Source organism: Monashia sp. NPDC004114 (assembly GCF_053603855.1).
Genome location: NZ_JBSGGK010000031.1, coordinates 37,277 through 51,343, shown reverse-complemented (window position 1 = coordinate 51,343; position 14,067 = coordinate 37,277). Strand labels below are relative to the sequence as shown.

Genomic DNA, 14,067 nt, shown 5'->3' with positions numbered 1-14,067 from the left:
GGTATTGGCATCGATTTTTGACACGCTGTTGAGTTCTCAAGAATCGGACACACACCATCACCCAGCCAAACGACCGGACTCCGGGGCAACCCTTCAATTTTGCCGCGCGTCTGCTTGGGAGTCAAATCCGTGATCCGCCTCTTGGAGGGGCCGGACTCGCTCGCTTGGTTTCCCTTGCGGCGAAGAGAACATTACACGGGGTCCGCGGGATCTCCTAATCGGGCTCCCCGGGCGACCCCATATGGCCTCTGACCTGCGCAAACGCGCCCCGCAGGCGGCCCTTGGGTGCAACCCAGGAAGCCCCTGTGACAGGAGGGGCGGGGCGCCCACTCGACCCGAGGCAGTGGGGCCCCTGTGACAGGTGGGACGGGGCGCCCACTCGACATGAACGCGCGGCCGCGGTTACACGAGGGACGGAGCGCCCACTCGACCTGGCAGGGTGGGGCGCTCCTTCGACCGCCGCGGGCGTGCGGGGTGACCGCGCCCGGCTCGGCGGGCAGTCCTCAGGCGACGCGGTCGATGACGATCGGCGCGAGGTCGGGACGCGAACCCTCGGGGGCGATGAGGTATCCGCCCTCAAGCGCCTCGATGGCGCGCTCGAACCGGTCGGGCTCGTCGGTGTGCAGGGTCAGCATCGGCTCGCCGCCGCGGACGGTCGCACCGGGCTTGTAGTGGATCTCGACCCCGGCCCCGGCCTGGACCGGGTCCTCCTTGCGGGCACGCCCCGCCCCGAGGCGCCAGGCAGCCACGCCGACCGCGAGGGCGTCGAGCTCGACGAGCACGCCGTCGGCCGGTGCGAGCACGTGGTGCTGCTCCTTGGCGACCGGAAGGGGCGCGTCGGGGTCGCCTCCCTGCGCCCGGATCATCCGCTTCCACGCGTCCATCGCCCGCCCGTCGGCGAGCACGTCGGCAGGGTCGATGTCGTCCCGGCCCGCAGCGGTCACCATCTCCCGAGCGAGCGCGACGGTCAGCTCGACCACGTCCTCGGGCCCGCCTCCGGCGAGGACCTCGACCGACTCCCGGACCTCGAGCGCGTTGCCCGCTGTGAGCCCGAGCGGGGTCTGCATGTTGGTCAGCAGGGCCACGGTCCGCACCCCCGCGTCCGTGCCCAGCCGCACCATGGTCTCGGCCAGCTCGCGCGCCTGGGAGAGCTCCTTCATGAAGGCCCCCGAGCCCACCTTGACGTCGAGCACGAGCGCCCCGGTCCCCTCGGCGATCTTCTTGCTCATGATCGAGGTCGCGATGAGCGGGACGCACGAGACCGTGCCGGTGACGTCTCGCAGCGCATAGAGCTTCTTGTCCGCCGGTGCGAGCCCCGACCCCGCAGCGCAGATGACCGCGCCGACCTCCTCGAGCTGGCGCATCATCTCGTCGTTCGTCAGCTCGGCCCGCCAGCCGGGGATCGACTCGAGCTTGTCGAGCGTGCCCCCGGTGTGACCGAGCCCGCGCCCGGACAGCTGCGGCACCGCGACACCGCATGCCGCGACGAGCGGCGCCAGCGGCAGCGTGATCTTGTCGCCGACCCCTCCGGTCGAGTGCTTGTCGGCGGTCGGCCGGCTCAGGCCCGAGAAGTCCAGCCGCTCGCCCGTGCGGATCATGGCGTCGGCCCAGCGCGAGATCTCGCGCGCGTTCATCCCGTTGAGGTAGATGGCCATGGCCAGCGCGGACATCTGCTCCTCGGCGACGACGCCACGGGTGTAGGCGTCGATGACCCAGTCGATCTGCGCGTCCGACAGCTCGGACCGGTCGCGCTTGGTGGCTATGACGTCAACGGCATCGAAGGCTTCGCTCACGGGAGACATCATGTCCCAGCCGTCGCCCGCCCGGCGGGTGTACGCCGGTCGAGGTGTTCAGCCCTCAGCGTGATGCAGGTTGTCGGCCCCGAATGCCTGCGGAAGGACCTCAGCCATGGGCAGCACGCCCTCGGGGGTCATGAGCAGGCAGGTCGGCCCGCCGTTCTCCCACAGCAGCTGCCGGCACCGCCCGCACGGCATGAGCGCCTGGCCGTCGCTGCCGACGCAGAAGACCGCGGTGAGGCGTCCGCCCCCGCTGGCGTGCAGGTCGGAGACCATCCCGCACTCCGCGCACAGGCCCACGCCGTATGCCGCGTTCTCCACGTTGCAGCCCGCCACCACCCGGCCGTCGTCGACGAGGCCCGCGACGCCGACCGGGAAGCCGGAGTAGGGCGCGTACGCCCGGCGCATCAGCTGCACGGCGCGCTCACGCAGCGCCTCCCAGTCGACCTCGCCCTCCGCAGAGGCGCCGGTGGCCTCCTCGGCGGGAGTGCCGGCATACCCGGAGTTGCTGGGTATGCCGGTCGCGTCCTCGGGTGCTGCGGGCACTAGGCGCCCTCACCCTTGCGGTAGATCTGGCCGTCGGCCGCAGGCATCCTCAGGCGCTGCGAGGCGAAGGCCAGCACGAGCAGGGTCGCGACGTAGGGCGTCGTGCCGGACAGCTCCTGGGGCACGACGTCCGTCGCGGCATACCAGAAGCCGACGAGGGCGCCGACGACGATCGCGATGATGCCCTGCAGGCGACGGTTCCTGCGCACGATCTGCCAGATGCCGATGCCGAGAAGCAGCACCGCGAACAACAGCAGGAACGCATGGACCGTCGTGCCGCCGCCACGCAGCTGCGCGGCGTCGGTGTAGCCGAACAGGCCGGCGCCGGCCATCAGGCCACCGGGCCGCCAGTTGCCGAAGATCATCGCGGCGAGGCCGATGTAGCCGCGCCCGCCGGTCTGTCCGTCGCGGAACAGGTTGGCCGCGACGAGCGCCAGGAATCCGCCACCGAGGCCGGCCAGGCCGCCCGAGATCAGCACCGCCGTGAACTTGTACCGCAGCACGTTGACACCCAGGGACTCAGCCGCGACCGGCGACTCGCCACAGGACCGAAGGCGCAGGCCGAAGGCGCTGCGCCACAGCACCCAGGCCGTAGCGATGAACAGCAGCACGGCGATGATCGTCACGACCGACACGTCCGTGCAGAACGCCCGAAGGATGCCGGCAAGGTCGGAGATGAAGAAGATGTGCTGCTGCTCGATGTCGCCCAGCCAGTCGGACAGCCCCGGCAGGGTGAACGTGGGCAGCTGGTCGAGCGGCGGTGACTGCGTCGGGCCACCACCGGGCAGGGTGCTGAAGAAGCGGACCGAGAGGTACTTGGCGAACCCGAGCGCGATGATGTTGAGCGCCACACCCGAGACGATGTGGTCGACGCCGAACGTCACCGTGGCCATCGCGTGGATCGCGCCTCCGATGGCGCCGCCGATGACCGCGCCGACCAGCCCCATCCAGGGCCCCATGTGGTAGCCGAGGAAGCCCGCACCCCACGTGCCGAGGATCATCATGCCCTCGAGGCCGATGTTGACCACACCCGCGCGCTCGGACCACAGGCCGCCGAGACCCGCCAGCCCGATCGGGACGGCGAGGCCGATACCGGCGATGAGCAGACCCGAGGAGTCGATGTCGTTGGCGCCCGTGACGACGCGAAGGACGGACAGGACGAAGACCGCGGCAAGGAAGACGCCCACCCACTGTGTCGGGGTGAACCGGAACCGCTTGCCCGAGGGGGCCGTGCTGACCCGCTGGGTGCCGACCTCGAGACCGGTGGCGCTCATGCCGGGGCTCCTTCCACGGCCGGGGCATCGGGTCTCGACGCCGACAGCTCCCGGGCCACGCGCTGCTGCTCGAGTCGGACGTCGGCCCGGCGAATCAGCTCGTAGGCGATGACGACGGCGAACAGGATGATGCCCTGGATGATGAACACGACCTCCGAGGCCACACCGGCCCGGATCTGAAGGGCGTTGGACTGGACGTCGAGGAACGACCACAGCAGCGCCGCGACGGCGATCCCGAGCGGGTTGTTGCGGCCGAGCAGGGCGACGCCGATCCCGGCGAAGCCGAGGCCGGCCTGGGCCGTCGTGCCGTAGTAGTGGTCCTCACCGAACAGCAGCGGCATCCCGACCAGGCCCGCGAGTGCGCCCGAGGAGATCATCGTCGTCAGGACCATCCGCTTGACCTTGACGCCGCTCGCGACGGCCGCGGTCTCGGACCTACCCGTGGCGCGCAGGTCGAAGCCGAACCGCGTCTTGCCCAGGACGAACCAGTACCCGACACCGACGATGATGGCGAGGATCAGCAGCGTGTAGACCTTGTTGGACGCCCCGGGGATCAGGCTGAGGCCGTCGAGCTGCGACGACTCCGGGATCGGCTGGGTCGTGATCGTGTTGCTGCCGGGCTGTTTGACCGCGACTTGTATGAGCAGCCACTGCACCACGCCGGTGGCGATGGCGTTGAGCATGATCGTGCTGATGACCTCGGAGATGCCGCGGGTGACCTTGAGGTATGCCGCGATGCTGGCCCAGAAGCCACCGGCGACCATCGCGACGATGATCGTCAGGATGACGTTGATCGGGCCGGGGAACCACGCCTGGCCCGCGAACAGCGCCCCGGTGAAGGCGGCGACGCGGTACTGCCCGTCGACGCCGATGTTGAACAGGTTCATCCGGAAGCCGACGGCCACGGCGACGGCCGAGAGGTAGTAGACCGTCGCGCCGTTGATGATCTGGACGATCTGCCTCGGCTTCGGCCAGGACAGGATCGTGGCCCACACCTCGCGCACGGGGTCGCCGAGGGCCAGCAGGATCACGGACGTGAGCAGGAAGGCGACGAGCAGCGCCAGGACCGGAGCCGCGACGCCGAGCAGCAGCTTGCGGGGCGAGAAGCGGCTCATCGCTGGTCCTCCGTCCCCGGCGCGGTGCCGGTATCGGGCTCGGCGGTCGGCTCGGCAGTCGACTGCGCAGTCGGCTCGGCAGTCGGCTCGGCAGTCGGCTCACCGGGATGCTGGGCAGTCGGCTGCGCAGTCGGCTCCGCAGATGGCTCGGCGGTCGGCTCGCCCGCGGGATCGGCGTTCGTCTCGCTCGCCTCACCGGACGAGTGTGCGGCACCGGTCATCGCCGCGCCGAGGTCCTCGGCGGTCACCGTGTCCGGGTCGAACGTGCCGGTGAGCCGGCCGCGGAGGATGACCTCGATGGTGTCGGACAGGCCGATCAGCTCCTCGAGGTCGGCGGAGATGAGCAGGACCGCAAGGCCGTCACGCCTGGCCTGGCGGATGATGTCCCAGATGCTCGCCTGGGCGCCCACGTCGACGCCACGGGTCGGGTGCGCCGCGACGAGGACCTTCGGCTGGTGGCTCATCTCGCGTCCGACGATGAGCTTCTGCTGGTTGCCGCCCGAGAGCGACCCGGCCTTGACGAAGATCGACGGGGTGCGCACGTCGAAGTCCTTGACGATGCGCTCGGTGTCGGCCTTGGCCCCCGCGGCGTTGATGAGGTAGCCGCGGGCGTTGGGCGGCTCGGTCTGGTGGCCGAGGATGCGGTTCTCCCAGAGCGGCGCCTCGAGCAGGAGCCCGTGGCGGTGCCGGTCCTCGGGGATGTAGGCGACCCCCGCCTCGCGGATCTCCCGGGTAGCCCAGTCGGAGATGTCGACGCCACCGAGGTGCACGGTGCCGGAGGTCGGCTCGCGCATCCCCATGATGACCTCGACGAGCTCGGCCTGGCCGTTGCCCTCGACGCCCGCGATGCCGAGCACCTCACCGGCATGGATCGTCAGGGAGATGCCGTCGAGGACGTTGCGGGTCTCGCCGTCCCCGGCGAGCACGATGTCCTCCGTGCGCAGCACGACGCGGTCGGTGACCGTCGACTCCTCGGTCTGGGGCGTGGGCAGCTCGGCGCCGACCATGAGCTCGGCGAGCTGGCGGGCGTTGACCGACGTGGGGTCGACCGTGTCGACCGTGGTCCCGCGGCGGATGACGGTGATCGAGTCCGCCACCGAGAGCACCTCGTCGAGCTTGTGCGAGATGAACAGGACCGTCAGCCCTTCGGACTTGAGCCCACGCAGGTTGTCGAAGAGCTCCTCGACCTCCTGCGGCACGAGGACCGCGGTCGGCTCGTCGAGGATGATGATCTTGGCGCCCCGGTAGAGCACCTTGAGGATCTCGATCCGCTGCCGGGCGCCGACACCGAGGTCCTCGACCAGGGCATCCGGGTCGACGTTGAGGCCGTATGCCGCCGAGAGCTCGCGGATCTTGTCGCGCGCCTCGTCTCCGATGCCGTAGAGGCGCTCGGCGCCCAGTGCGACGTTCTCGAGGACGGTGAAGTTGTCGGCCAGCTGGAAGTGCTGGAAGACCATGCCGATGCCCTCGCGGATGGCATCCGAGGGCGAGTGGAGGTTCACCTCGTGGCCGTCGACCTGGATCGTGCCCTCGTCGGGCCGTTGCACGCCGTACAGGATCTTCATGAGCGTCGACTTGCCGGCGCCGTTCTCGCCCACGATCGCGTGGACGGTGCCACGTCGCACCTTGAAGCCGATGTCCTTGTTGGCCACGACGCCGGGGAACCGCTTGGTGATCCCCTCGAGCTCGACGGCATACTCGGCGGCTGCGGGTGCGGCCCTTCGCTCGGTTGCTGCAGCGGTGATGGCGACTACTCCTCGTCCGGGCCCGGCGTGGGCCGGGCAGAAAGTGGTCACGGCTCTCGGCAGGCCGACCGCCACGGATGGCCACGGACGGTGGGGCTACTGCCGGTTACGCCCGCAACCGGATCCGGGGACGGACACGGCCCGCGACGACGCTACCGCGACGCACGGGCCGTGTCGCCCATCTGGAGCCAATTACTGGCGAGTGTCAGCTCAGGGCTTGGTCGGGACGACGATCTGCCCCGAGATGATCTTCTGCTTGTAGTCGTCGAGCTGGGCCTTGATGTCATCGACGTGACCACCGGTCGTGGCGTAGTCGACACCGTTGGCCTTGAGGTCGTAGACCTTGTTGCCGGTGATGTTGTTGCCCTCGGAGGCCGACTTGAGGAAGTCGTAGACCGCCACGTCGACCTTCTTGATCATCGAGGTGAGGATGATGTCGCGGACGTCCGGCGTGGCCGTCAGGGCCTGGTCGGAGTCGACGCCGATGGCCCACTTGCCGGCACCGGCGGCCTTCGCCGCGGTGAAGACGCCCGAGCCCGAGCCACCAGCGGCGTGGTACACCACGTCGGCCCCACCCTGGAAGAGACCCTCGGCGGCCGTCTTGCCCTTGGCCGGGTCGTTGAAGCCCGAGAAGTCCGGCGGCTGCGAGAGGTACTGGCTCTTGACGACGATGTTCGGCTTGGCGGCCTTGGCGCCCGCGATGTAGCCGGCCTCGAACTTCTTGATGAGGTCGACGCCGACACCACCGACGAAGCCGACGGTGTTCGTCTTCGACTTGAGCGCGGCGGCCGCGCCGACGAGGAACGAGCCCTGCTCCTCGGCGAAGGTCAGCTGGGCGACGTTCGAACCGGCCGAGTCGGCGGACGCGTCGTCGATGATGGCGAAGTGCACGTCGGGGTTGTCCTTGGCGACCTTGCCGATGGCCTTGGCGTAGGCGAACCCGACACCGATGACGTGGGTCGCGCCTGCGTCGACGAACTGCTGGAGGCGCTCCTCGGTCGCGGCCTCGCTCTCGCCGTTGACCTGGGTCGCTTCCTTGTACGTGATGCCGAGGTCAGCCTTGGCCTTGTCGAGGCCCGCCGCCGCCGAGGCGTTGAAGGACTGGTCACCGCGACCGCCCACGCCGTAGGCGATGCCGACGACGATCTTCGACGCAGGTGCCGAGCTCGTGCCGCCGGCGGGCGAGGTGTTGCCGCCGGTGGACGTGTTGTCGCTGCTGCTACCGCAGGCGGCGAGGCCGAGCGCAGCAGCCGCGACAACAGCCGCGACCTTGGTTGCAGAACGCAAGGGGTGCTCCTTAAATTCGGTCGGGCCGACGACGACATCGGCCCACATAGCAGGGAAGGGTAATCCCCGCCGCTGCAAGATCTGATCGCCTCGGCACAACTCGCAGGAAGTGTTACCGATCCGCGACCGCTGAGAGCGGCGAAACGCCCCCAAGGGTGCGCGTTCCAGCCAGCTGGGCGGCCGCGGCGAACACCACGCCGGCCAGCGTCCGGGCCCCCACCGGGATGGCGGCCTCGTCGACGACGAGGTCCCCGCGGTGCAGGTCGTAGGTCAGGCCGCCCGGCGTGCGGGTGCCGAGCCGGGCCATGGCTCCGGGGATGTGCGTGAGGTACCAGGCGAAGTCCTCACCACCGAGGGACTGGGGCGTCGGCGCGACGTACGCCCCCGCACCGGTCACCGCCGCGGTCAGCGCGTCGATGCAGCCGGCCTCGTTCACGACGGGCGGCACGCCCTTGGTGATCGCGACCTCGGCGTGGACGCCATACGGCGCGACGACAGCGTGCACGACCTCCTCGAGGAGGCGCTCGACGCCGTCCCAGATGCTCGCGTCGAGCATCCGGAGGGTGCCGCCCGCCTTGCCGGCGGACGGGATGACGTTGTGCGCACCGCCGGAGTGGATGGACCCCCAGACCAGCGCGGCACCGGCACGCGGCTCGAGCCGTCGCGAGAGCACCGCGGGGACGTCGGTGACGACCTTCGCGAGGGCGTACGTCAGGTCCTGCGTCAGGTGGGGTCGTGACGTGTGGCCGCCGCGACCGGTCAGCGTCACCTCGACCTGGTCGGCCGCTGCGGTGATCGCGCCGACGCGCAGTCCGACCTGGCCCGCGTCGAGGCCGGGGTCGCAGTGCAGGGCGAAGATCCGGTCGACGGCGTCGAGCCCACCCTGGGCGACGACGTCCTCGGCGCCACCCGGCATGAGCTCCTCCGCCGGCTGGAAGACGAGGCGCGCAGCGATGCCCGCGCCGCGCAACCGGCCCTCGACCGCCTTGAGGGCAAGCGCGGCCCCGAGCAGCGCGGTGGTGTGGACGTCGTGGCCGCACGCATGGCTGACGCCATCGGTCTGTGACGAGAACTCGAGGCCGGTCTGCTCGCGGATCGGCAGGGCGTCGAGGTCGGCTCGAAGCGCGATGCGGTGGGCCGGGTCGGCTGCCCCGAGGTCGGCGATGAGGCCGGTGCCACGCAGCTTGCGTACCTCGATCCCGGCCTGCTCGAGTCGGTGCGCGATCAGGGCCGTGGTGCGGACCTCGCCGCGCCCGAGCTCGGGGTGGGTGTGCAGGTCACGGCGGATCGCGACCAGCTCGTCCACGTGCTCCTCGACGGTCCGGGAGATGGCGTCGAAGGGCACGTGCAAGGCATGGTCGGTCACGAGCAGTGGATTCTAGCGACCGGGAGGGGATGTGGCCGACGACTCGGTCGAGTACGTGGTGCGCCAGGTCGACCGCGCACTGCCGTTCACGACGATGACGATTGGCTCGTCGGCGGCGACGGTGTGGTGCGACGACGTCGTCGCACACGTCCGCGCCGGCGCGGACCCGTTGGCACCGTGGCGCGTTGCGCTCCGCATCCAGCTCGAGCAGCGCCACGCCGCCCCAGTCGCGCCGCACATCCCGGCCGCCTTCGTCCTCCAGTGGTGGTGCGAGGTGGTCGCCACACCGCTTGCGTATGCCGCTGAGCTGGGTCCGTGGCTGCTGGCCCCCGCGCCTGGCGGGCTCGGTTTCGAGCTGGCGCCGGGCCTGTACCCGCACCGCATCGTCGTCGACCCGGACCGTGCGGCCGTCGTGACCGACCCCGAGACCGAGCGGCGGCGCGAGCGGGCGCGGACGGCATACGGGGACCTGGTGTCTCCGGTGGTGGCGGCGTTCGCGCCCGAGGTGAAGATGAGCTCGCGGCAGCGCTGGGGCGTCGTCGACGACATGTGGTCGGCCGCCGCGCGGCTCGCGCGAGGTGCTGCGGGCGAGTCGGTGGGCAGTGAGCCGCGACGGGTGTCGTGCTGCTTCATCTTCGCCCTGCCGGGCATGCGTGAGTGCGCCGCGTGCCCGAGACGCGCTCCCGAGGCCACGCACGCGGCGAACTAGTGTGGCGCCATGCCCCACGCGCTGCCGCCGTCCGACCTGCTCGTCGTCCACGAGGACGTCCGCGAGGCGCTCGACTCGGGTCGCGGCGTCGTGGCGCTCGAGTCCACGATCCTGGCCCACGGCCTGCCCCACCCGGACAACATCGAGATAGCGGCGCGGATCGAGGCCGCCGTGCGCGACGGCGGCTCCGTGCCGGCGACGATCGCGGTCCTCGACGGCGTCGTCCACGTCGGCCTCGGGACCATCGAGGTCGAGCGTGTCTGCACCGACCCCGACATCGCCAAGCTCTCCATCCGGGACGTCGGAGTCGCTGCGGCGCTCGGGAAGAGCGGGGCGACCACGGTCGCCTCCACCGCGGCGCTCGCCCACCGGGCCGGCATCCGGGTCTTCGCCACAGGCGGGCTGGGCGGCGTGCACCGCGGCGCCTCCGAGACCTTCGACGTGTCCGCCGACCTCGGTGTCATCGCGTCGACGCCGGTGGTTGTCGTGTGCGCCGGGGTGAAGTCGATCCTCGACGTCGCCGGCACGCTCGAGTACCTCGAGACCCTGTCGGTCCCTGTCGTCGGGTATCGCACCGACGCCTTCCCCGGCTTCTACCTCGCCGACTCGGGCCACGAGGTGCCGTGGCGCGTCGAGTCCGCGCAGGAGGCGGCGCGGATCCTCGTCACGCGAGACCGGCTCGGCACCGACCGCGCCGGCGTCGTGCTCGCCAACCCGCTGCCGGCCGCTCACGAGGTCGACCGAGACCTGCACGACCGGCTCGTCGCGGAAGGGCTCGCGATGCTCGAGCGCGACGGCGTCCACGGCAAGGACGTCACCCCGAGGCTCCTCGAGTACTTCCACGACAACTCCGGAGGCGAGTCGCTGCGGGCGAACGTCGAGCTCGTCCTGTCGAACGCCCGCCTCGCGGCGGAGGTCGCGGCGCACGTCGCGGAGTCGAGCAGGGCGGAGGTGTCGGCGTGACCACGCGTCCGGTCGTCGTGGTCGGCGACGTCGGCCTCGATGTCATCACGTTGCCCGGTGGGCCGATCTCCTGGGGCACAGACACCCCGGCGTCCGTGCGCCTCGTGCCCGGTGGCGCGGGCGCCAACGCCGCGGCCTGGCTGGCCTGGGCGGGCATGAGCGTCACCGTGGTCGCGCGGGTCGGCAACGACTTCGCCGCCCAGACGGTCGCGCGTGACCTGGCGCAGCGCCGCGTGAACACGGCATTCGCGGTCGACCCCGCCCTGCCGACCTGCTGCGTCACGGTGATCGTCGACGAGCACGGCGAGCGCACGATGCTCGCGGACCGCGGGGCGAACCGTGCCTTCTGCCCCGACGACGTGTGGTTCGCCGACCTGCCTCACCGAGATGGCGCCCGACCACACCTCCACCTGTCGGCGTACGTCCTGTTCGACCGCGAGTCGCGCGACGGTGGGCTCGAGGCGATCCGGCAGGCCCGCTCCCTCGGCTGGACGGTCTCGGTCGACCCACAGGCGGCCTCACTCATCCGCCGTGAGGGTGCCGAGCAGTTCCTGTCGTGGGTGGAGGGCGTGGACCTGCTGCTGCCCAACGCCGACGAGCTCGACGCGCTGGGGGGCCTCGACCACACCCTCGAGCACGTCGGCGAGGTGGTCGCGACCTACGGCCCCAACGGAGCCCGCTGGATCGGCGACAACATCGACGAGTCGGCCCTGGCGCCGCGGATCGAGCAGGTCGACTCGACCGGGGCGGGCGACGCCTTCGACGCCGGTCTGCTGTCGGTCTGGCTCAGCGGCGGGTCACGGATGGCCTCGCTGCGCGCCGGCATCGAGGCGGGCACCACAGCGTGCCTGCGCCTCGGAGCGCGACCCAGCTGACCCGGCATACGGCCCTCGGCCTTGCCGTGTGGTGCCGGACGGACGCTCTGTCGGGCCCTTGGCACCACACAGTGCCGGGTATGCCGGCCGGCTCAGAAGGTCTCGCGGGGCTGGTAGGTGCCCCACACCTCGCGAAGGGCGTGCGCGACCTCGCCTCCGGTCGCGCGCGCTGCGAGCGCGTCCTTCATCGGGTAGAGGACGTTGTCGGTGCCGCGGGCGGCTTCCTGCAGCTGCGCGAGGGCCGCCTTGACCGCGGCGTCGTCGCGTTCGGTCCGCAGCTGCTCCAGCCGGCGGCACTGGTCGGCCTCGATCGTCGGGTCCACACGGAGGGGCTCGTACCGCTCCTCCTGGTCGAGCGTGAACCGGTTGACGCCGACGACGGTGCGCTCGGCGCTGTCGATCTCCAGCTGCACGCGGTAGGCCGAGCGCTCGATCTCCGACTTCTGGAAGCCCTGCTCGATGGCGGCGACGGCTCCACCCTTGTCCTCGACGGCCTGGATCAGCTCGAGCGCCGCCTTCTCGATCTCGTCGGTCATGGACTCGATGACATACGAGCCCGCAAACGGGTCCACGGTCTTGCACACATCGGTCTCGTAGGCGATGACCTGCTGCGTGCGCAGCGCGAGGCGGGCGGCCTTCTCGGTGGGCAGCGCGATCGCCTCGTCGAACGAGTTGGTGTGCAGTGACTGGGTGCCGCCGAGCACCGCGCCGAGGCCCTGCAGAGCGACGCGCACGAGGTTCACCTCCGGCTGCTGCGCGGTCAGCTGCACCCCGGCGGTCTGGGTGTGGAAGCGCAGCATCATCGACTTCGGGTTCTGCGCGCCGAAGGTGTCGCGCATGATGCGGGCCCAGATGCGGCGCGCGGCACGGAACTTGGCCACCTCCTCCAAGAGCGTCGTGCGCGCCACGAAGAAGAAGGACAGGCGCGGTGCGAAGTCGTCGACCTGGAGGCCGGCCGCCTCGGCCGCGCGGACGTACTCCATGGCGTTGGCGATGGTGAAGGCGATCTCCTGCACGGGCGACGCGCCCGCCTCGGCCATGTGGTAGCCGCTGATGGAGATGGTGTTCCAGCGCGGCATCTCCTTGTGGCAGTAGGCGAAGACGTCGGCGACGAGACGGAGGGACTCGCGCGGCGGGTAGATATAGGTGCCGCGGGCGATGTACTCCTTGAGCACGTCGTTCTGGATCGTGCCCGCAAGAAGCTCGCTCGAGACGCCCTGCTCCTCGGCGACGAGCTGGTAGAGCAGCAGCAGCGTCGAGCCCGGGGCGTTGATCGTCATCGACGTCGAGATCTCGCCGAGCGGAAGGCCGTCGAAGAGCACCCGCATGTCGTCGATGCTGTCGATGGCGACGCCGACCTTGCCGACCTCACCATGGGAGATGGGCTCGTCGGAGTCGTAGCCCATCTGGGTCGGCAGGTCGAAGGCGACCGAGAGCCCGCCGGTGCCGGCCTTGACGAGCTGGTGGTAGCGCTGGTTGCTCTCCTTGGCGGTGCCGAAGCCGGCATACTGCCGCATCGTCCACGGCCGGCCGGTGTACATCGACGGGTACACGCCGCGCGTGAACGGGTACCGCCCGGGCGCGCCGAGCTGTGCCGACGGGTCCCAGCCGTCGAGGGCCGACGCGTCGTAGACGGGCTCGATGGGCAGGTCGGACTCGGAGCGCGCGCCAGTGCTGTCAGCCATGCTTCGAGCGTATCGGCGATGGTCGGCGCGGTCTCCGGCCGAGGGCCGAACGTTGCCGATCTCACGTTCACGTTCGTATGCCGTTCCGCTGAGCCGACCGGCCGGCCACCGTTCGGGTCAGCCGGGCGACTCGTCGGCGGGCCAGCCGCGGGTGACCTCGATCCGGTGCTGCTGCCACTCGGACTCCATCGCGCCGAGCCGCTCGGCGAGGAACTCGAGGAACGCCACCGACAGCTGGATGCGGCGGCCGGCGCGGGTCGCGGTCCCGCCGACGGCCGGCACACCCGCTCGGAGGTTGGCCTCGATCTGGGAGAGCACCCGGTCCCGCGAGAGCATCGCCCCGTGCCACGCATCGGCCTGGACGACGTACACGTCCCGCCGCGAGCCGCGCTCGCGCTCCTTGCCGATCAGGTACGTCTGGGTGAGGTAGCGCACCGCACCGGAGATGGCTGCCGGGCTCACGTCGAGGGCCTCGGTCAGCTCGGCCGCGGTCATCCGCCCGTCGTCGTCGGCAAGCAGCTGGGCGAAGACGCGGCTGGCCAGCCGCGGCATACCGGCGTCGGTCAGCGTGTCACCCAACCGCTCGACGTACGTCGCCACTGCGCGCTCGTCACGCTTGCCGCCTCGCCCTGCTGAGCTCATGTCGCCTCCCATGGTCTGTCAGCGATTTTAACGAAATTTTTACGTTCAGTAAATGCTGAATGTT

The 14,067-nt window shown here is 70.6% G+C and carries 12 protein-coding genes; 3 read left to right on the top strand and 9 right to left on the bottom strand.

All coding sequences use genetic code 11. The annotated features are described in order from the left end of the window. Positions 1-503 precede the first annotated feature (503 nt). From ACWEOW_RS24415 to ACWEOW_RS24385, 7 genes are all read right to left on the bottom strand, one after another. Positions 504-1,793, bottom strand: a complete 1,290-nt coding sequence (locus tag ACWEOW_RS24415) for a thymidine phosphorylase (RefSeq protein ID WP_452271852.1) — start codon at positions 1,791-1,793, stop codon at positions 504-506. 57 nt (positions 1,794-1,850) lie between these two features. Next, a complete protein-coding gene (locus tag ACWEOW_RS24410; RefSeq protein ID WP_452271851.1) occupies positions 1,851-2,342 on the bottom strand; it encodes a cytidine deaminase in 492 nt (163 codons plus the stop codon). Further along, the gene (locus tag ACWEOW_RS24405; protein ID WP_452271850.1) at positions 2,342-3,616 is read right to left on the bottom strand and encodes an ABC transporter permease; all 1,275 of its coding nucleotides are present in this window, start codon (positions 3,614-3,616) and stop codon (positions 2,342-2,344) included. Before ACWEOW_RS24405 ends, ACWEOW_RS24410 begins: the two co-directional genes overlap by 1 nt. Continuing rightward, positions 3,613-4,731, bottom strand: a complete 1,119-nt coding sequence (locus ACWEOW_RS24400) for an ABC transporter permease (protein WP_452271849.1) — start codon at positions 4,729-4,731, stop codon at positions 3,613-3,615. The genes ACWEOW_RS24405 and ACWEOW_RS24400 overlap by 4 nt, the downstream gene beginning before the upstream one ends. Beyond that, positions 4,728-6,383 carry an ATP-binding cassette domain-containing protein gene (locus ACWEOW_RS24395; protein WP_452271854.1) on the bottom strand — a complete coding sequence of 552 codons (1,656 nt, stop codon included), beginning with the start codon at positions 6,381-6,383 and terminating at the stop codon, positions 4,728-4,730. The genes ACWEOW_RS24400 and ACWEOW_RS24395 overlap by 4 nt, the downstream gene beginning before the upstream one ends. 303 nt (positions 6,384-6,686) lie before the next feature. Then, complete coding sequence (locus ACWEOW_RS24390) at positions 6,687-7,763, bottom strand: BMP family lipoprotein (RefSeq protein ID WP_452271848.1); 1,077 nt, start codon at positions 7,761-7,763, stop codon at positions 6,687-6,689. Positions 7,764-7,875: 112 nt separating this feature from the next. After that, on the bottom strand, positions 7,876-9,129 hold the full coding sequence (locus ACWEOW_RS24385; protein WP_452271847.1) for an amidohydrolase: 1,254 nt from the start codon (positions 9,127-9,129) through the stop codon (positions 7,876-7,878). Between the two features lie 31 nt (positions 9,130-9,160). Between ACWEOW_RS24385 and ACWEOW_RS24380 the strand changes: the two genes are divergently transcribed. From ACWEOW_RS24380 to ACWEOW_RS24370, 3 genes are read left to right on the top strand one after another with little or no spacing between them, the layout of a single operon-like run. Further along, positions 9,161-9,838: a (2Fe-2S)-binding protein gene (locus ACWEOW_RS24380; protein ID WP_452271846.1), complete on the top strand. Its 678-nt coding sequence runs from the start codon at positions 9,161-9,163 to the stop codon at positions 9,836-9,838. 9 nt (positions 9,839-9,847) lie between these two features. Beyond that, positions 9,848-10,801 carry a pseudouridine-5'-phosphate glycosidase gene (locus ACWEOW_RS24375; protein ID WP_452271845.1) on the top strand — a complete coding sequence of 318 codons (954 nt, stop codon included), beginning with the start codon at positions 9,848-9,850 and terminating at the stop codon, positions 10,799-10,801. Continuing rightward, positions 10,798-11,676 (top strand): carbohydrate kinase family protein, encoded by an 879-nt coding sequence (locus ACWEOW_RS24370; protein WP_452271844.1) that lies wholly within the window; start codon positions 10,798-10,800, stop codon positions 11,674-11,676. Before ACWEOW_RS24375 ends, ACWEOW_RS24370 begins: the two co-directional genes overlap by 4 nt. 92 nt (positions 11,677-11,768) lie before the next feature. Here the strand turns inward: ACWEOW_RS24370 and ACWEOW_RS24365 are convergent, their stop codons facing one another. Continuing rightward, positions 11,769-13,361, bottom strand: a complete 1,593-nt coding sequence (locus ACWEOW_RS24365; RefSeq protein WP_452271843.1) for an acyl-CoA mutase large subunit family protein — start codon at positions 13,359-13,361, stop codon at positions 11,769-11,771. A gap of 117 nt (positions 13,362-13,478) precedes the next feature. Further along, on the bottom strand, positions 13,479-14,003 hold the full coding sequence (locus tag ACWEOW_RS24360) for a GbsR/MarR family transcriptional regulator (protein WP_452271842.1): 525 nt from the start codon (positions 14,001-14,003) through the stop codon (positions 13,479-13,481). Between the last annotated feature and the right edge of the window lie 64 nt (positions 14,004-14,067).